This window comes from Cellulophaga sp. BC115SP, assembly GCF_009905545.1.
Classification (GTDB): Bacteria; Bacteroidota; Bacteroidia; order Cytophagales; family Spirosomataceae; genus Flectobacillus; species Flectobacillus rivi.
The window spans coordinates 1-20,736 of record NZ_JAAALB010000059.1 but is presented as its reverse complement, the minus strand read 5'-3'; the positions used below and the strand labels follow the sequence as shown (position 1 = coordinate 20,736).

Sequence of the window (20,736 nt, the reverse complement as noted above, 5' to 3'; positions counted from 1 at the left end):
CAAATGCCTTTTCTAAAAAGATAATAAGAAATGGGACCAATTAATTAACGGAAGTTTTCATCGCGAGCGAAGACTCTATCTTATCCCATATTAGCAAACCCCTTTGTCAATTGATGAAGGGGTTTCTTTTTGGAAAAGAGTATCTGGAAAATATTCAATTGTATTGCAACGTTAATTACAGTAAATTTGTCAATCTTATTGAGAATCAGGATTATACCTTGAACGCTGTTTTAGAAAAGAATTTTGGGTAAATGTGTGATAGAAAATTTACATTAACAGCACCAAAGAAATAACTCTTCATTCCTGAATTTTACAAATAGCCCATATCAAAAAGTATTTCCTACAATTTCGATTACTAACTTATATGCCCTCAAAGATTTACCGATATATTGCCTTTTTCGCTATATTATTCCTAAGTTATTCTTCGTCATTTGCACAGCAAATTAAGATGGATGGTTTAGGTATTTGCCCTAACAGTTCTCTACGTTTGTATGTTGATAATCCCGATGATTATTCAGGTTTTAGTTGGCAACAGTTCGTGGTATCTTCACAAAGCTGGTCGGCTAATGTGAATGGGGTGGGAGGTATCAATGGTAGTGATTTGAATATTACAGAATCAGGTAGATATAGACTTTTTGCCATCCGTAAATCTGACGAATCAACTGTTAGATTTCCAGAAGTAACGGTTATAGATTTGGTAGCTCCAATTTCAGAAATTACGCCCGCTGTAGCCACCAATCAAATCTGTAAAGGTAATTCCCTAGAGCTTCGAGCAAATACAGTCACTAATGTTTTTTATAATTGGCGACTCAATAATAACTCACTGAATAATAATAATACTGTCATTCAGGCCACCAAAGAAGGTAAATATGTACTCGAAGTAATAGATAGAACTACAGGTTGTGTAAAGTCATCTACTCCTTATGAAATTACCTATTTTCCCCTACAACAACCAGTCATTACGCCTGTTCCAACCGTATGTGGTGTAAGTACAGCAGGCTTTAATCTTTCGGTAAATTATGCTGGAGGTACTTTCAGAGGTCCTGGTATTACCAATACCTCTATGGGCTTTTTTTCACCACAAGATGCCAAAGTTGGGACTCATAAAATCTTTTATTCTTTACCTCAAAATAATAGCTGTCCGAATTTAGAGGACAGTGTTCAAATTGTCGTAAAAGACCCTCAAGTAACACTTACAAGTAGCACTGGGGGTACAGATTTTTGTAATGGTCAACCTGCCAGTTTACAAGCTACCACAGGTTTTGTAAGTTATGAATGGTCTCAAAATAGTACCGTGCTTTCGGAGGTAGGTAGCAAACTGACAATTACCAGTGATGCCGATTATAAAGTGAAGGTCTCGGATGGAGAGTGTAGTGCAGAAAAGCTATTCACGGCAAAATTTGTTAATCAGGTTCAACCCAAAATTACCAATATACCCTCAGTTTGTGGACTCAATTATCCTGCAGTTCCTTTGGAAGGTACTCCTATCGGCGGTACATTTACCATTGATGGTATTGCTGCAACGCAGTTTGATTATGCCAAATTAGGCGTAGGAAAACATACCGTAAACTATGAAGTTAGAGGAACGTTAAGCTGCCTTAATGGAACAGCCAACCAAGATGTGATAATTCATGAAATACCTAAAATTGAGTTTGCTCGTATGGAGTTTATGTGGAAGGGATCAAGTGTAATGCTTCAAAGCAATTATACCGATCTTACCTACCTTTATACTTGGACTCCTAATATAGCGTTAAGCAACCCACGAATTCCAACACCGATAGCCAATCCTACTGCAACGCAGACTTATACACTGAAAGTGGAAAGTCCTTTCAGTTCAACGTGTAGTGATGAAAAATCGGTAGATGTCGTAGTGTTTGAAAAAATCTGGATTCCTGATGTGTTCACTCCTAATGGCGATGGATTTAATGATACTTGGGAGTTAACAAACATAACTGCCTATCCTAATGCAGAAGTACGGGTATTTAATCGATGGGGCGAAATAGCCTACTATTCTTACGGAAATTACGGAGGTTTTGATGGAACTTATAACGGGAGTGTTCTACCGATGGGAACCTATACTTATCATATTATTCCGTTTCCTGATCATCCTGAGCTAGAACTCAAAGGTACATTGGCCATATTTAGATAATGCAATAAGAGTCATTATCAAATTTAGTGAGTGGCGATTGAGTGAATGAGTGATTTTGAAAGTTGCATATCATCCTTAGAGATGCAATGCTTTGCGTCTTAAACCGAGTTATATCTAGTATCATAACATCAAAAAAAAGCGGTCGAAAATTATTTTCGACCGCTTTTTTTAATCTATAACATAAAGCTTTATGCTTATTGTGGGTAAAATTAAGTTAATATTATAAGTACAATCCAGTAACGGATACACTATTAACTAATAACATCTTTTACCTACTGAGCATATTCTTCGGTTGGAATACAAGCACAAATCAAGTTACGGTCACCGTAAGCTGAGTCAATTCTTGAAACGCTTGGCCAGAACTTATTCGCTTTTACATACGCCAATGGGAATACCGCTTTCTCACGAGAATATGGTTTATCCCAGTTTTCTTGTAATGCTACATATTGCGTATGTGGAGCGTTTTTCAAAACGTTGTTGGTTTTGTCTGCCCCAGCTTCAATTTCGGCAATCTCTGCACGAATAGCAATCATCGCATCGCAGAAACGGTCTAATTCAGCTTTAGATTCAGATTCGGTTGGCTCAACCATCAATGTTCCAGCAACTGGGAACGAAAGGGTAGGAGCATGGAATCCATAATCCATCAAACGCTTTGCAATATCTTCTGCTTCAACACCTGCCGAAAGTTTGAATGGACGACAATCCAAAATCATTTCGTGAGCACAACGTCCTTCTGTACCTGTGTAAAGTACAGGGTAGTGTCCTTCCAAACGAGCTTTGATATAGTTAGCATTCAAAATCGCTGTTTCTGTAGCTCTTGTCAATCCGTCGCCGCCCATCAAAGCGATGTAAGCGTAAGGAATAGTCAAGATACTAGCTGAACCGTAAGGAGCAGCCGAAACAGCTGTGATACCCAATTTACCACCAGCATCTTTCACAACAGCGTGAGCAGGCAAGAATGGAGCCAAGTGTGCAGCTACACCGATTGGACCCATACCAGGACCACCACCACCGTGAGGAATACAGAATGTTTTGTGTAAGTTAAGGTGACAAACATCAGCGCCAATAGTTGCAGGAGATGTAAGACCTACCTGAGCGTTCATGTTAGCACCGTCCATATATACCTGACCACCGTGTTCATGAATCAATGCACAAATTTCTTTGATTGACTCTTCGAATACACCGTGAGTAGATGGATAAGTTACCATCAAACAAGAAAGACTGTCTGAGTATTGTTCAGCCTTGGCACGTAAGTCAGCAACGTCGATGTTTCCGTTTTCGTCACATTTCGTTACAACCACTTTCATACCTGCCATAACAGCCGATGCAGGGTTTGTACCGTGCGCAGACGATGGAATCAATGCCACATTGCGATTGAAATCACCTCTTGACTCATGGTATGCACGAATTACCATCAAACCTGCGTATTCACCTTGAGCACCAGAGTTTGGTTGGAATGACATTTGTGCAAAACCTGTGATTTCAGATAACCATACGTTTAGCTCTTCAATCATTTTCAAATAACCACCAACCTGATTTTTGGGAGCAAATGGGTGAACATTACCAAATTCTTGCCAAGTTACTGGAATCATTTCGGTAGTAGCGTTCAACTTCATGGTACAAGAACCCAACGAAATCATGGAGTGAACCATTGAAAGGTCTTTGTTTTCCAATTGCTTCAAATAGCGCAACATTTCATGTTCTGAATGATAGCTATTGAAAACATCGTGTGTCAAATATGCACTTTCACGTTTCAAAGAAGCAGGGAAAGCATAATCAACTTTGTCGAATAAGCTTTCTAATTTTACTTCTTTTTTACCGATTTTTTCAAAAGCGTAGATAATTGTTTCTACGTCTTCCAAAGTACAAGTTTCGTCCAAAGAAATGCCGATGTAACGGTAGTCATCATAATAACGGAAGTTGATGCCATTAGCCAAAGCTTCCATTCTTAAACGCTTCTCGTCTTCGTCGATAAATACTTTGATTGTATCGAAATATGATTCTGTCTCTACTTTATAACCTAATTCTTCAAGCGCTAAAGCTGTCAATTTTGTCAAACCATGAACTTTCTCAGCAATAGCTTTGATGCCTTCTGGTCCGTGATAAACCGCATAAGCAGCAGCCATTACTGACAACAATACTTGTGCTGTACAAATGTTTGAAGTAGCTTTTTCGCGACGGATGTGTTGTTCGCGTGTTTGCAAAGCCATACGCAAAGCACGATTTCCGTGAGCATCTACCGATACCCCAATAATACGACCTGGAATATGACGTTTGAATTCTTCTTTGGTAGCAAAGAATGCTGCGTGAGGACCACCAAAGCCCATCGGAACACCAAATCTTTGTGATGAACCCACTACAACATCAGCACCCATTTCGCCTGGAGATTTTAACAAACTCAAGGCAAGCAAATCTGTTGCTACAATTACATTGATACTTAACTCATGAGCCGAAGCAATAAAGTCAGTGTAATCAAAAACAGAACCATCACCAGCAGGATATTGTACAAATACAGCGTAAATATCTTCTTGTGTAAGGTCAACAGTACGGTGGTCGCCTACTACAACCTTGATGCCAAGTGGAGTAGCACGTGTAACCAATACATCGATAGTCTGAGGGTGACAAAGTTCAGAAACAAAGATGGTTTCAGCGTTTTTCTTAGCGCCTTTTCTTTGTCCATGAAGCATTGTCATCGCTTCAGCAGCAGCTGTACCTTCGTCAAGTAACGAGGCATTAGCAATTTCCATTCCTGTCAAATCAATTATCATAGTTTGATAATTGAGCAACATCTCCAAACGACCTTGAGCAATTTCTGCTTGATATGGAGTATAAGCAGTATACCAAGCTGGATTTTCGAGAATATTACGCAAAATCACTGAAGGCGTGATTGTGTCATAATATCCCATCCCGATATGAGATTTGTAGGTATCATTCAACTGAGCTAATTTCTTGAAATCTTTCAAAAATTGAGCTTCAGATTTTGCTTTTGGAAGATTTAACGCCTGTGGCAAACGAATTGCTGCAGGTACTGTTTGGTTGATGAGTGTTTCGATCGAATCAACACCAATTGCCTCTAGCATAGCCTTGCGGTCTGCTACATTTGAGTTGTTATGGCGTGTCTCAAATTTTTCCTGATACTGAAAGTTGATTTTCATTAAATGGGTGATTTGATGGTATTTTGTCGGAAATCGCTGCAAATTTAAGTAGAATTATTATCAAAACAGCAAACACTTGTTCACAAATCCCTAACATTGAACCCAGAAGGCTCGGACAGTGCTAATTAGAGCGATTTTTATGGATAACTTCCTGTTTTAGAAGATTGTTCTAGCAATTTATTTCAAAAAAAACGCAGCAATCATTCTTGGATAAATCCTGTTTTAGGTAAGTGTTTACTAATTCTCTGACTTTTGTGAGAAAATTGAAGAATAGAGAAGTTGATTCAATCAAAAACTGTTTATACTCGCCTATACCCTCACAAACTCTCATTTGTCCCACACTAAGAATTCATTATCTTCGTAGATTCAATCAACAAAATACCTTTATATGAAAAAACTGATAGTACCCGCAGTCTTGTTACTCATGTCAGGTACGGCTACTTTGGCTCAAGATAAAGTCATTGCCAAATACGCTAATACCATCAAGGCTGACGACCTAAAAAAACATCTTACATTTATTGCCTCTGATAGCCTAAAAGGTAGAGATACGGGCTCGCCAGAACAAAAAGTGGCTGCTCAATACATTGCTAATCATTTCGAATCGGTAGGTTTGAAAGGAATTGTTGGAGCCGACAAATCACATTTTCAACTAGTAGATTTAGTAAAACGTGGTTGGGGCGAATTTTATATCAAGTCCAATACCAAGACTTATGTGTATCTCCAAGACTTTATTGCTAGCAACACGGCTCCAATCAACACTGAAGAAAAAGTAGATTTAGTGTTTGTAGGTTATGGTATCGACGAATCTCGCTTGAGCGACTACGCTACCATGGACGTAAAAGGTAAAGTGATTGTGGCGTTTGATGGCGAACCTCGCAATACCGATGGCACTTATGTACTTTCGGGAAATAGCGAAGCTTCAAAATGGAGTAAAGCCGATAGTTGGAAAGATAAAATGGCAATTGCTAAAGAAAAAGGAGCAAAAGCTATGATTTTGATTACTAAAACTTCAGACGAAGACTTTGATAAAGCCATCAAACAACGCCAAGTAATGATGAAGCGTTTTGGCAATGCTCGTATGGGTTTCCGTGAGGATGGTGAGCCTAAAGGCGCTGATTTTGCTGTACTAAACGTGAGCAATGCTATGGCGACAGATTTGTTAGGAATTAAAGCTGGCGATTTGGATGCTCTTCGTGCAAAAGCTGCTGATACTAAGAAAACCGTAGCTGGCTCGTTGACTCCGCAGTCTGCTGCGTTGCGTATCGAACGTACCATTACGCCTGTCGAAACTTACAACGTATTGGGTTTCTTGGAAGGTACAGACAAAAAAGATGAAATTGTTGTAGTAACTTCTCACTACGACCACGTTGGCGTAAATGATGGTAAAATCTACAATGGTGCTGATGATGATGGTTCTGGAACTGTATCTGTATTAGAGGTATCTGAGGCTTTTGGAAAAGCTGCAAAAGCTGGTCACCGCCCTCGTCGTAGTATGTTGTTTATGACCGTAACAGGTGAAGAAAAAGGCTTGTTAGGTTCTGAGTTTTACGTAAGACATCCAGTGTTGCCTTTGGCAAATACTGTTTGCGATATCAATATTGATATGGTAGGTCGTACTGACAAAGATCATGAAGGAAAAGGTGATTACATATATGTGATTGGCTCTGATAAGTTGTCTTCAGAATTGCACCAAATCATGGAGACTAACAATAACAAGTACACAAAAATGGATTTGGATTACCGTTACAATGACCCTAACGACCCAAACCGTTTCTATTATCGTTCAGACCATTATAATTTTGCTAAAAACAAAATTCCTGTAGCGTTTTTCTTTAATGGTGTTCATGATGACTATCACCAACCGACGGACGATGTGGAGAAAATTGAATTTAATAAAATGGAAAAACGTGCCAAATTGGTGTACTACATGGCATGGGATTTGGCAAATCGTGATAACCGTATTGTGGTAGATTCAAATAAGCCGTAATAGAAATAAAGAGTTAAGAGTGCTGATTTTGAGAAGTTATTAAATCAAGTACTAAAGTTCAAAAATAAAATCCAAGCAACAAAGGCAGCTTATATGGCTGCCTTTGTGCTACATGGGGCAGTAAGTAATAAGGCAAAATTAACTCTGACGATTTAGCTTTCAGTCAAATATTTCTTATGAAATAGTAGTAGATTTTTGTAATAGGCACTAGGCAACAGGCAACAGGCAAAGAGTTTTAACATGTTTTTTGATAACTACAGACTTGCTTTTGTCCAAAGCTCATAGCTGAAAGCTCAAAACTTAAATTTACATTCACAACTAGAGCTGTACGAAGGATTTCTAACAATTGCGGATTTGGGATTTCTAATTTCGGAAATAAAGTAAAATACTTTTATTTTTTACACAATGTAGAAGCTTATACTTCCGAAATCCCACATCCGATATCCGAAATAGACATTTCTTAGAATTGCGCCTGCTCACTAAAAGTACCATTTATCCAAAAATAATTATGCTAAAAAAAATACTCTTCTGTTTAACATTGATCCCCCATTATTTACAGGCTCAGGACAGTACTGCTCTTCGATTTGCGCAGTATATTTCTGTTCCAGAATTGAAAAAGCATTTAACCTATATTGCATCCGACGAACTAGCAGGTCGCCGTACCGGTACTGTCGGGCAGAAAAAGGCAGCTCAGTATATTGCCAAACACTTTGAGAGTCAAGGTTTATTACCAATCGTAAAAGATAGCCTCAAAGGCAATGGATATATTCAGCCATTTTATATCAAAAAATATTTTCTAGAACAATACAGTGTCATTCATGCTCCTAAAACACAGCATATCAAAGGTCGTGGTGTTATTCCTACCGAAAATGTTTTAGGCTTTATTGAGGGCACAGACAGAAAAGACGAGGTTGTTGTTATTACAGCACATTATGATCATTTAGGAAAAGACCAAGGAAAGGTGTACAATGGAGCGGATGATGATGGCTCAGGTACATCCACAATTTTGGCATTGGCTACCGCATTTGCAGAGGCGCAAAAAGCAGGATACAAACCTTCAAGAAGTATATTGTTGATGACCGTAGCGGGAGAAGAAATGGGATTATTAGGCTCTGAATTTTATACAGAACACCCTATTATTCCACTTGAAAAAACAGTTTGTAATCTCAACATTGACATGGTAGGGCGTATCGATCATTATCATGAAGAAGAAAAAGACCCCAACTATGTTTATGTGATTGGTTCAGACAAAATGAATCCCAAATTGGATAGTCTTTTAAAAAATACCAACAATACCTATACCCACTTGTCGCTGGACTATGCCTATAGCTCAGAGATGCACCCATTGCAGCTATACTATCGCTCAGATCACTATAATTTTGCTAAGCATAATGTCCCAATTATCTTTTTTACCAATGGAGAACATGAAGATTATCACAAGGCAACTGACGATGTAGAGAAGATTGAATTTGATATTTTGCAAAAACGTGCTCAGTTATTCTTTTTTCTGGCTTGGCGCATAGCTAGAGGCGAATTTTAAGGTTTTTTAGGGTAAAAACAGAATAATATTTTTCTTAGAAAGTTTTTGAAAAATTAAATAAATACAATTTTAGGCTTCGTTTTTCGGCTCAATCTATTACCTTTGTGCAATTTTTGAGCATATCCTTCCTTTGTTACCGCTATGTAATTCAAGGATGTTCCACAAAAATTGCACTCTGATAATCAGGTATTTGCTAATGATTAGCTTTTTTGAATCATGTTCTTATCGCACATTTCAATTAATCATTAAGCTTTTAATCGTAAATCACTGAAATTCAGTACTGAATACTTTTATTTTACGTATTATTTCAAAACTAACATAAAGTACAGCCGTGCCTAAAGACACATCCATCAAGTCCGTTCTCATTATCGGTTCAGGTCCAATTATCATCGGTCAGGCTTGCGAATTTGACTATTCTGGCTCGCAAGCAGCGCGTTCACTTCGTGAAGAAGGAATCGAGGTTATTTTGATTAACTCGAATCCTGCCACGATTATGACAGACCCTCTCAATGCAGACCATGTATATCTGAAGCCACTTGAGAAAAAGTCTATTATTGAAATCTTAGAGAAACACAAAGTCGATGCCGTTTTGCCAACTATGGGTGGTCAGACGGCATTAAATTTAGCTATCGATTGCGACGCTGCAGGTATCTGGGAAAAATACGGAGTACGTATCATCGGTGTAGACATCAATGCGATTGAAACTACCGAAGACCGCGAGAAGTTCCGTTTGAAAATGCTAGAAATTGGTGTTGGCGTTTGTAAAGGTCGTACTGCACGTTCTTTCTTGGAGGGTAAAGAAATTGCGCAGGAAACAGGCTTCCCGTTGGTTATTCGTCCTTCGTTTACCTTGGGTGGTACTGGTGGTGGTTTTGTTAATGAGCCAAAAGATTTTGATGCTGCTCTTAACAAAGGTTTGCACGCTTCGCCTACGCATGAAGTATTGGTAGAACAATCTATCATGGGTTGGAAAGAATACGAACTTGAGTTGTTACGCGACAACTTAGGTAACGTAATCATTATCTGTTCTATCGAGAACTTTGACCCAATGGGTATTCACACTGGGGACTCTATTACAGTAGCTCCAGCAATGACTTTGCCAGACACTATCTATCAAAAGATGCGTGACATGGCAATCAAGATGATGAATGCTATTGGTAAGTTTGCGGGTGGATGTAACGTTCAGTTTGCGTTGAACCCAGAGAATGATGATATCATCGCTATCGAAATCAACCCACGTGTATCTCGCTCTTCGGCTTTGGCTTCAAAAGCAACTGGTTATCCGATTGCTAAAATCGCTGCTAAAATGGCGATTGGCTACAACCTTGACGAATTAACTAACGCTATCACAGGATCAACATCTGCGTTCTTCGAACCAGCGCTTGACTACGTGATTGTGAAAGTACCACGTTGGAACTTTGATAAATTCCACGGAGCTGACAAATCTTTGGGTCTCCAAATGAAGTCGGTAGGTGAGGCAATGGGTATTGGTCGTAACTTCCAAGAGGCATTGCAAAAAGCTTGTCAATCACTCGAAATCAAACGTAATGGTTTGGGAGCAGATGGCAAAGGCTTGCGCGATCAAGATGCTATTATGAAGTCGTTGGCTAATCCATCTTGGAATCGTCTTTTCCATATCTACGATGCCTTCAAAATGGGTATCTCTTTCAAAACTATCCGCAACGCTACTAAAATTGACAAATGGTTCTTATACCAAGTGGAAGATTTAGTAAGAGTGGAAAATGAACTAGAGAAATATACGCTTCAATCTGTGCCAAAAGCGTTGTTGGAAGAGGCAAAACACAAAGGATTTGCTGACCGTCAAATTGCTTATGCATTACGTTGTTTAGAATCGGAGGTACATGAGTTGCGTACAAGCCTAGGTATTACACGTGTTTACAAATGCGTAGATACTTGTGCGGCTGAGTTCGAAGCAAAAACTCCTTATTTCTACTCTTCGTTCTCACAAGGTTCAGAAACACTTGATAACGAGTCGTCAGCAACTGATAAGAAAAAAGTAATCGTATTGGGTTCTGGTCCTAACCGTATCGGTCAGGGTATCGAGTTTGACTACTCTTGTGTACATGGTATTTTGGCAGCAAAAGAGGCAGGTTATGAGGCAATCATGATTAACTCAAACCCTGAAACCGTTTCGACTGACTTTGATATTGCTGATAAATTATACTTCGAACCAGTATTCTGGGAGCACGTTTATGACATTATCCAACACGAAAAACCAGAAGGTGTTATCGTTCAGTTGGGTGGTCAAACAGCGCTTAAATTAGCTGAGAAATTATCGAAATATGGTATCAAAATTATTGGTACATCTTTCGAAGCCCTTGACTTAGCAGAGGACCGTGGTGCATTCTCTACCTTGTTGAAAGAAAACGATATTCCTTATCCTAAATTCGGTGTTTGTGAGGATGCTGACAACGCTGTAGAATTAGGTCGTCAATTGGGTTATCCTTTATTGGTTCGTCCATCTTATGTATTGGGTGGTCAGTCAATGAAGATTGTAATCAACGAGCAGGAATTGGAACAACATGTTGTAGATATTCTACGTGACATCCCTGGTAACAAAATTTTGCTTGACCATTTCCTTGAGAATGCAATCGAAGCAGAAGCAGATGCAATCTGTGATGGCGAAGATGTTTATATCATCGGAGTAATGGAGCACATCGAGCCTGCGGGTATCCACTCTGGTGATTCTCACTCGGTATTACCTCCATTCGATTTATCTGAAAATGTAATTCGCCAAATCGAAGAACATACTAGAAAAATCGCGATAGCGCTTCAAACAAAAGGCTTGATTAATATCCAGTTTGCTGTTAAAGACGAAGTAGTATATATCATCGAAGCCAACCCACGTGCTTCTCGTACAGTGCCATTTATCTGTAAAGCATACCAAGAGCCGTACGTAAACTACGCTACTAAAGTAATGCTAGGTGCTAAATTGAAAGACTTCAACTTTGCTCCTAAGAAAAACGGATGGGCTATTAAGATTCCTGTATTCTCATTCAACAAATTCCCGAATGTAAATATGGAATTAGGTCCAGAAATGAAATCTACTGGTGAAGCTATCTACTTCATTGATTCATTGAAAGATGAGTTCTTCCGCAAGGTGTATAGCGAACGCAATTTGTATCTTTCTAAATAAGAAAAATACTCATTATACATTAGAAAAGGGCTTTGAGTGCTAGTCACTCGAAGCCCTTTTCTATTATGGTGAAGTTGATTTGAAAAACTATAGAACGAAAAAAACGTCAATAGAAAATTCCATTGACGTTTTTGCCTATACCTATATTAATATCGTTAACTTATTTTTTCGTTGTTGGCACCAACTAACTTGTTGATTTAGAAAACAAACATTTGGCAACTAATTAGTGCAACAACATATAAACTTAATATAAAAAATTGAAATTTAACATTATTTTCCCTTCAATTTTTTATACGGTAATATTACGTTTGAAGAGTCACCCTAAAGCCACTGGCAAGTTGCTGATGAACTAAATTCTTGCGTGTCAGTATAAGATTTTGTGCCGAGGGTAGAGGTTGTTCTTCCATCAAATCCAAAATCCCATAGCCGACCTTTCAGAAACACATTTATACCTGCTTGTATATTCCCCCTTGTAAATGCTTTTCCTACCATAGCATATTTCATCCAAGCCTGTCCTTCTGTCAAAATCCCAATATCAGCTTTAGCCTGTGCTGGCGTTGGCCAACCACTATAGCCAGACCAAGGTATTTGCCAACCAAAATTTATGGAGCAAAATGAAGGTACAGCTAAGATTTTTACACCCTTTTGCTTAAGAACTTGATACCCATCCTGAAACCACGAATCTGCACAAATAAGTACTCCCAACTTGCCAGCAGGGGTATCGAAACTTGGTAAGTTTTGTATTGTCGAAGCAGCTAAAAATGCTTGTTCTTCAGCAATAGGGAAACTTTTTTTGACTAAATCAGGAGCAATAGTTCCATTAGGTCGAAATACTGCCGAGATATTATACATGAGTCCATCTTGTGGAAGTATCGTATTGTTTTCGACGATGGGATTAGGTAACAGAATAGAACCCGCCACAATATGTACCTGATAAGTAGAGGCGATTTTTTTGAAAACATTGCCATAAATTTTTGCCATAACCTCAGCTTTCATCTTAAAAATAGCATATCTCGGATGAGCTTTAACGGAATCAGGAACACTCAAATAAGCACTCGCATAACTGCCCAAATTACTGAGCGCCATCGTTTGTAATGCCTTGGCTGATGAAGGCGAAGTATATACAGAATGCTTTTCATTGACAGTTACCAACCACGTGCCCAGGTACTCGGGAAGCACAACAATACTTTTGTCATTGAGCCAATGACGTTGTTTGAGTTGAGCAAAATAACCATCCATTTTTTTGTAAAAAGCCTTCTCTGAACTATAATCTGCTGTGACCATAAAGGGTTGAATTCCAATCAGGTTTCCATGACCCGAATCAATACCAATCGTTTGGTAATTTCTTAACTGTGCATCGGTTGGCAAGTTGAGTTCTTGTCGGTCGAGATTAGACCAAATCAAATACCCGAACAGTAATAGTATTGGAATAAGTAGTAATAATTTTTTCATAGTTAGTATATCGGTCTTGCATTCATAATTTTAGAGTTACTAAAGTTATGGAGAATATGTTTAATAGAAAACCACATTTACGACTTAGAAAGACGAACAATCTTAGAAGGCTTACCAATGGAAGAACATTAATTGCTTATTTTTACAAAAAAATTAGAATAGCATTTTAAAGAAATAGAACTTTGAAACTCTCAATAATTGTTGCAACAGCCGAACAGGGCGTGATTGGAAAAGACAACCAATTAATTTGGCATTTGCCCGAAGACCTCAAAATGTTTAGACGTTTGACAACTGGTCATGTGATCATTATGGGTCGTAAGACATTTGAGTCTATCGGCAAACCACTGCCTAATCGTACTTCTATAATTATTTCACGCAATACTGACTATCAGGTGGAGGGCTGTATTGTGGTGGGCTCATTAGAGGAGGCAATCGAAAAGGCAAAAGAGATAGAATCAGAAGAGGCTTTTATCATCGGTGGAGCTCAAATCTATGCTTTAGCCTTGGATATGGCGGACACGGTGTATTTGACCCAAGTTCATCATAATTTTGAAGGTGACGTTTTTTTTCCAGTATTAGATACAAATATTTGGACAGAAACAGAGCGTAAATCTTTTCAGCCAGACGAAAAGCATGCGTATGCTTTCGATTTTGTTACTTTAGAAAAACGCACGGATAAAGTGTAGAATTCTTCGATATTTTCATCAAAAAACACATATCACAACGCTATGATTGCTATTGCAGATTCTCCTATAAATATTCAAGAATGTATTGACGCTGCTCAGTCTGAACGTGCGGGAGCCGTAGATGTGTTTATTGGAACCGTACGTAATCATAACAAAAATAAATCGGTAGTGCGACTGGAATTTGAAACGTATGATTCAATGGCTGTTAAAAAAATGCAAGAATTGGCAGACGAAGCTCAAGCACGCTGGAATACTGAAAAAATTGTGATGGTTCACCGCAAAGGTGTACTTTCGATAGGCGACGTAGCCGTAGTAATAGCCGTAGCAACGCCTCACCGTGCAGCTTCATTTGAAGCCTGCCAATGGCTTATCGATACGCTCAAGCAAGTAGTGCCTATCTGGAAAAAAGAAGTGTACGACAACGGCGAAGAATGGCTAGAAGCACATGCTTAGGAGTGAGGAGTTTTGAGTTGGGAGGGCGGAGTTTCAGACGATTGAGGATTTGGGATTTCTGATTTCGGAAATATTGAAAAATAACTCAAATTTTGTAAAATATTATTCGAAAAAATGGGCTATACTTCCGAAATCCAACATCCGATAACCGAAATAGATGTTTCCTCCTAACTCAAAACTCATCCCTCTAAAGCGTCATCAAATTACAGCCTCTAATATCTGAATTATCGAATCTGCCTAGAATACGGAAACGTCGATTGTCGGGTAAAAAACTGCCTAAGTCTTTGGTTTCAATAAAAGAACACGAGTCGATATTTGCCAAGTCAATAACATTAATACCTCCTGAGCGCACGCTGGAATCTACGAGAGTGAAAGGGTCATTTACATCACGTAATAACACTCGCATCGATGCTGGCAACTCAAAAATACCTTCACCATAAGAATACCCTTGCGAAAGTAGTTCGGTCATGCCATATTCTGAATGGATGCTTTTTACGCCAAATGCAGCGGTCAATATCTCGTGAACTTCTTCTCGTAATAACTCTTTTCTACGACCTTTCATTCCACCCGTTTCCATGATGATAACATCTTCAAAGTCTCTAAGAAAGCTGAAATCTTCTCCTGATTCGGCTAAGTCCAAAAGCCCAAAAGTTACTCCGATTAATAGAATTTTTTGATTAGGGTTCGCCTTGTGAGCATTTTTAAGACTTTCAATAAGTCCTTTTCCTTTGTAGTCGTTTAGAAAAAAACCAGAATATTGTGAATTGGTTTGCTCAATAAAACTTTTGACCATGTAAACCAACGAAGAATTATTGCGCTCCAAATAGGAGGGAAGCAAGGCCAGTATTTGAAAATTTGCTAAAGCGCCGTAAAATTTTTCGAATATCTGTATTGCAACCTTTACATAAAAATCTGGGTCATATACATAATGACGACTGGTTTGTGAGCCTGTGGTTCCGCTACTTTCAAAAACAACTTTGCTTGGTACTTGGTTGGTAATGATAGTTTGAGATTTGAAAAACTCGATAGGCAAAAAAGGAATGTCACTAACTGAAGTAATATCAGAAGTTTTTTTCCCTAATTGCTCGATATATTGACGATAAACAGGATTGTTTGTAGCTTGAAATTGAAAAATATCAAGGGCAAGTGAATCAAAACTTGATTCATCTACCGACAATACACGTTGTTTTAATATGTCAGCGTTTGATAATTGCATAGTATTGTAAAGAAACTTTTTGTAGCTCAATGTGGCTATTATCTATATGAGTAGAAACAGTCTATCGATACAAAAATGTTGATTTTGGGAATTCTCCGTGCAAAATTACTTCAAATGATTAACTTTACAGAAGTTTGGTTTTGAAAGAACAACATTTCAAGGGCTTTTTCGTTCCAAGAATGCCATCGTTTTTTGATCACACAAAACGCTCTTAAACGCAGTCAGATAACTGTTTGATAGATTTTTACCTTGTAAAGAATTTATGCCCCCATGAAAAAAATTACTTTTTTCTTACTAGGACTTTTTGGAATGCTTGGTTGCGTGAGTGAACCAACTTTTGACGTAATACCCTATATTGGCTTCAACTCGGCACGCATTATTACCAAAACATCATCCGACCTTTTGGGTAACACCACCAAACGTGACTCTTTGATTTTGACTATCAATTTCCAAGATGGTGATGGCGATTTGGGACTTACGCAAGATGACTACAAAAAGCTAATATTGATTCAGCCAAACTTACGTACTTTCGATGTGGATTTGTATGTAAAAAAGAAAGGTACTTATATCAAATCAACTCCTAGTTTCCCATTAGGAGGAAATCACTTTCAACGTTATAAGGAAGGAGATAAGCCTGGCCCAATCGAAGGAAGTATCGACTTTTCTATCAATTTCGACTATAATAACTTTAGTGGTATTCCTTCATTGACAGGCAAAAAAGATACCATTCGTTTTGATATTTGGATTACCGACCGTGCTCTTCACAAAAGCAATGTAGTACAGTCAAATGATATTGTGTTGTTTGGTAATTAATGTGGCGCTATGCAATAGGTATCTATTTATCATAACAATGTTATTTTTTAAGGGAAGCTACCTAGATGGGTGGCTTTTTTTATGGAATTAGCCTTCACATAAGTAACAGGGAAGAATTAATAATATATCTGCGGTACATATTGATTGTAATCCTTCTGACTATGAGTTAATTCTAATAATTGATTTACTGTTCACTAATGACTTTCTTTTACTTATCTTAAATAGCTTTATAGTTTTATCATTTTTTTGTAAATAGACATTATCACGGTTTATTGTGTACAGATATTTTACAATTCAATTTGTAGCTTAAATATGTCACATTCTGCGTAAAATGAGAATTATCACATGATTCAAAATCATGAATTTATGGTTTTATTTTCTAATATATCAAACCGTGATAATGTCTAATTAAAGAATAAGTTTAACAGACTCTTCTCTCAATTATGCGCGCTAACTTTTCTATAGTCATCCTATTGGTTTTTCTATCGTTTAAAACCTATTCTCAAAATACAGATTCTATGAGACCTGTATATTTTCCGACTGATTCTTTATTCTATTATACTGAGAAGGATTTAACTTCTGTTAGATTTTTGCTAAGTCGTGTACCTTGGTTTGCTTCCAAAAATCAAGTTTTCGATAAAAAGCAGATACATCCAGACGCAATTGTTAAAGTCAATGAGGTGATTTTTGCTAGTAAATCATATCTCGACAAAATGCCAAATATTCAAGTATATGGCAATGCTACAGATACCGCAACATACTATGTTTATTCAAAAGAAAAATCTAGTATCAAGAAGCCTGTTCCGCTGTCAGCGGCGGCAATTCAGTATCTTGACGATTTGCCTGAAAGTTTTGTAACCTTCAAAAAATTGACTTTAGAAGAGCTTCGCTACACTTGCTCGGTGGAGCAACCCTTTTTTGATGGTTTAGGACTTTCATCAGAAAAAACTTCGACAGAACCACGGTATCTGATTGATGGACAGCTACAAGCTATCGGATTTACTGAGCGTAATCTTAATTTAGCTGAAACGGAATCTATTAAAGTGTATTCTCCTGAAAATGCGAAACGATATTTTAGTTCACGATTTGAAGGAGGATTAGTGGTTGTAAAAACGCATAAAACAAAAACATTGCCCAACTTTATTTTTAAAATCAATATTGTTGAAAAAGAACGGATATCTCCTAATGATGGATGGAAAATACTATCTGATACCATCCTCGCAGATATGAGTGAGTTTCGAGCCTATCGAAAAGCCAAGCTCGAAGCACAATCGGTGATTTATATGATTGATAATCGACTTGAAAATGAATATACCAATCGCAAAACAATAGATTTGGATGGCGTGGTGTCTATTGAAACTACTTTAGGACAAGGAAGTGCTTCTTTTCCTGCTCCTGAAAGTAAGGAAAATAGAATTGATACGATTAAGATTAAAACCAGACAAGTATTTCACCATTCGATAGCAAATATGTCACGAGTGATTGCTGAGTTGAAACAAATGCGTGAAAACAAAAAGCCTGAAGTACCACTTTATATTGTTGATAATGAAGAAATAGATATGGAAAAACTTAAGAAGTTTTCGCGTAATGAAATAGAGCTTGTAACTGTATTGAGTTCGTGTGATGGTATGCAAAAATATGGTAAAAAAGCTGAATTTGGAGCTGTTATTTTTAAACGCAAGAGCCCAAAAACTAGCCAGAACTAGGGTAGTAAATTGCACTATTTTACTTAAATTTGAAGACATTGTGAATCATAAAGTATTATCAACAACAGAAACCTTTTATATACAGTGAAAAAAACACAACTAATCATTTGTTCCGTAATAGCATTGCTTATGTATAGTAGCCTGAGTGTAGTTGCTCAAAAGAAAAATGTGAGCCTTGACGAAGTTTGGAGCAAATTTGCCTTTTCGCAAAAGCAAGTTCGTAGTATCAATTGGATGAAAGACGGTTCATTCTATTCAGCTTTAGAAAATGGCCGTATTGTCAAACATCAAGTAACAGACGGAGCTGCCGTAGAAACCCTCTTTGATGAAGGAGTAAGTGTCGAAAACCTAGGTCAAAAAATTACAATTGCTGATTATACTTTGTCTTCGAATGAACAAAAAATCTTGATTGAAACAGATCCTGAGCAAATTTATCGTCGTAGTTCTCGTGCCGAAAATTTTGTATATGATATTAAAAGTAAAAAGCTTGCTAAACTATCATCAGGAGGAAAGCAATCTTTTGCAACATTCTCACCTGACGGAACTAAAATAGCATTTGTGCGTCAGAACAACCTATTTATGGTTGATTTGAATACCATGTCTGAGCGTCAAATTACAACGGATGGCAAATGGAACAACATTATCAATGGGATGTGCGATTGGGTATATGAGGAAGAATTTTCTTTTGCAAAAGCATTTTTCTGGTCGCCAGATAGCCGTAAAATTGCGTTTTACACCTTTGACGAGAGCAAAGTTCCAGAATATAATATGCAAATGTGGGGAAAATTGTACCCTACAGACTATCGTTACAAATATCCAAAAGCAGGAGAACCTAATTCGACCGTAAGTATTTCGGTATATAACCTTGTAGATACCAAAACTGTGAAAATGGATTTGGGTAAAGAAACGGATTTGTATATTCCTCGTATTCGTTGGACTATCAATACTAATGTGTTGTCAATCAGTCGTTTGAATCGCTATCAAAACAAGATGGAATTGATTCATGCTGATGCGTTTACTGGCAAGACAACCACTATTTTGATTGAAGAAAGTAGAACTTACGTAGATGTTGAAAATTTTGGCGATGACCTAACGTATTTGGCTGACGGCAAAAGCTTCATTATGTCCTCAGAAAAAGATGGCTATAAGCACCTTTATCAATATGATATGTCAGGACGTGAAGTTCGCCAAATTACTACAGGAAAATGGGAAGTTGACAATTTTTATGGTATCGATGAGTCATCAAATACCCTTTATTTTACCTCGACCGAAATAGCGTCCATCGAACGTCATTTGTATAGTATTTCATTGGATGGAAAAGTAAAAAAGAAATTATCTATTGATAGAGGTGTCAATTCGGCAAACTTTAGCCCTGATTTCAAATACTTTATCTTGAACAACTCTGCGTCTAACAGTCCTTTGAAAGTAAGTTTGTATCGTTCAGCTAATGCCCAATTAATCAAAGTACTAGAAGATAATGCTGATTTGCGTGCTCGTTTAACGGGGTATAATATTTCTCCCAAAGAATTTACCGTAATCAAAACGGCTGATGGTGTAGAGTTAAATTCTTGGATGATTAAGCCTACTAATTTTGACCCAAATAAAAAATATCCTTTGTTGATGTTTGTGTATGGCGGTCCAGGAAGCCAGCAAGTACTAAATCAATATGACGGTGCAAACTTTTACTGGTATCAAATTTTGGCTCAAAAAGGATATATTGTTGCTTGCGTAGATAACCGTGGAACGGGTGGTCGTGGCTCTGAGTTTAAGAAATGTACTTACTTGAACTTAGGAAAACTAGAAGTTCGTGATCAAATCGAATCAGCAAAATACTTTGGTAAACTTCCATTTATTGATGCTACTCGTATAGGTATTCAAGGTTGGTCGTATGGTGGTTTTATGGCATCTAATTGTTTATTCCAAGGTGCTGATGTTTTCAAGGCCGCTATTGCAGTAGCGCCTGTGACTAACTGGCGTTACTACGATACTGTATATACAGAACGCTTTTTGAGAACTCCACAAGAAAACCCTTCTGGCTATGACGACAATTCGCCAGTGACTCACGCCAAAAACTTGAAAGGCAACTTCCTATTGGTTCACGGAACGGGCGATGACAACGTTCATTTTCAAAATGCAGTGGCATTGGAAGATGCTTTAATTAAAAATAATAAGCAATTCCAGTCATTCTATTACCCAAACAAAAATCATGGTATTGCTGGTGGAAATACCCGTTTACATCTTTATACTATGATGACTAACTTTTTGGAGAAAAATTTATAGTCTGATTTCAGGGTAAAGAAAATTATTTATATAAAAACCACAGAGTTAATGCTCATAAAGAGCTGAGCCTCTGTGGTTTTTATATATTTATAATATTTATGTAATAAATTACCGATTATATATTTTAAATATAATATTTATT

At 37.7% G+C, this 20,736-nt stretch carries 12 protein-coding genes; 9 read left to right on the top strand and 3 right to left on the bottom strand.

Features of this window, described 5'->3' with window-relative positions; all coding sequences use genetic code 11:
- Positions 1-364: 364 nt before the first annotated feature.
- Positions 365-2,149, top strand: coding sequence for a gliding motility-associated C-terminal domain-containing protein (locus GVN22_RS24430; RefSeq protein WP_166553627.1), 1,785 nt, complete (start codon positions 365-367; stop codon positions 2,147-2,149).
- Positions 2,150-2,421: 272 nt separating this feature from the next.
- Here GVN22_RS24430 and gcvP read toward each other — a convergent pair whose 3' ends face one another.
- Positions 2,422-5,304, bottom strand: a complete 2,883-nt coding sequence (gene gcvP, locus GVN22_RS24425) for an aminomethyl-transferring glycine dehydrogenase (RefSeq protein ID WP_166553626.1) — start codon at positions 5,302-5,304, stop codon at positions 2,422-2,424.
- Positions 5,305-5,692: 388 nt separating this feature from the next.
- Here gcvP and GVN22_RS24420 point away from each other — a divergent pair, with 388 nt between their 5' ends.
- The 3 genes from GVN22_RS24420 to carB all read left to right on the top strand — a co-directional run bounded on the left by GVN22_RS24420 (position 5,693) and on the right by carB (position 11,988).
- The gene (locus GVN22_RS24420) at positions 5,693-7,291 is read left to right on the top strand and encodes a M28 family peptidase (RefSeq protein WP_166553625.1); all 1,599 of its coding nucleotides are present in this window, start codon (positions 5,693-5,695) and stop codon (positions 7,289-7,291) included.
- 508 nt (positions 7,292-7,799) lie between these two features.
- On the top strand, positions 7,800-8,831 hold the full coding sequence (locus GVN22_RS24415) for a M28 family peptidase (protein WP_166553624.1): 1,032 nt from the start codon (positions 7,800-7,802) through the stop codon (positions 8,829-8,831).
- 331 nt (positions 8,832-9,162) lie between these two features.
- Positions 9,163-11,988 carry a carbamoyl-phosphate synthase large subunit gene (carB, locus tag GVN22_RS24410; RefSeq protein WP_166553623.1) on the top strand — a complete coding sequence of 942 codons (2,826 nt, stop codon included), beginning with the start codon at positions 9,163-9,165 and terminating at the stop codon, positions 11,986-11,988.
- 321 nt (positions 11,989-12,309) lie between these two features.
- Here carB and GVN22_RS24405 read toward each other — a convergent pair whose 3' ends face one another.
- Positions 12,310-13,440, bottom strand: a complete 1,131-nt coding sequence (locus GVN22_RS24405; RefSeq protein ID WP_166553622.1) for a nitrilase-related carbon-nitrogen hydrolase — start codon at positions 13,438-13,440, stop codon at positions 12,310-12,312.
- A gap of 182 nt (positions 13,441-13,622) precedes the next feature.
- Between GVN22_RS24405 and GVN22_RS24400 the strand changes: the two genes are divergently transcribed.
- Entirely contained in the window at positions 13,623-14,126 is a 504-nt protein-coding gene (locus GVN22_RS24400; protein ID WP_166553621.1) for a dihydrofolate reductase, read from the top strand.
- Positions 14,127-14,168: 42 nt separating this feature from the next.
- Positions 14,169-14,579, top strand: coding sequence for a molybdenum cofactor biosynthesis protein MoaE (locus GVN22_RS24395; protein WP_166553620.1), 411 nt, complete (start codon positions 14,169-14,171; stop codon positions 14,577-14,579).
- Positions 14,580-14,766: 187 nt separating this feature from the next.
- Here the strand turns inward: GVN22_RS24395 and GVN22_RS24390 are convergent, their stop codons facing one another.
- A complete protein-coding gene (locus GVN22_RS24390) occupies positions 14,767-15,795 on the bottom strand; it encodes an acyl transferase (protein WP_166553619.1) in 1,029 nt (342 codons plus the stop codon).
- Between the two features lie 270 nt (positions 15,796-16,065).
- Between GVN22_RS24390 and GVN22_RS24385 the strand changes: the two genes are divergently transcribed.
- From GVN22_RS24385 to GVN22_RS24375, 3 genes are all read left to right on the top strand, one after another.
- A complete protein-coding gene (locus tag GVN22_RS24385) occupies positions 16,066-16,608 on the top strand; it encodes a hypothetical protein (RefSeq protein WP_095166848.1) in 543 nt (180 codons plus the stop codon).
- 518 nt (positions 16,609-17,126) lie between these two features.
- Complete coding sequence (locus GVN22_RS24380) at positions 17,127-18,314, top strand: hypothetical protein (RefSeq protein ID WP_166553618.1); 1,188 nt, start codon at positions 17,127-17,129, stop codon at positions 18,312-18,314.
- Positions 18,315-18,398: 84 nt separating this feature from the next.
- On the top strand, positions 18,399-20,594 hold the full coding sequence (locus GVN22_RS24375; RefSeq protein ID WP_370520480.1) for a S9 family peptidase: 2,196 nt from the start codon (positions 18,399-18,401) through the stop codon (positions 20,592-20,594).
- The last annotated feature ends 142 nt before the right edge of the window (positions 20,595-20,736 follow it).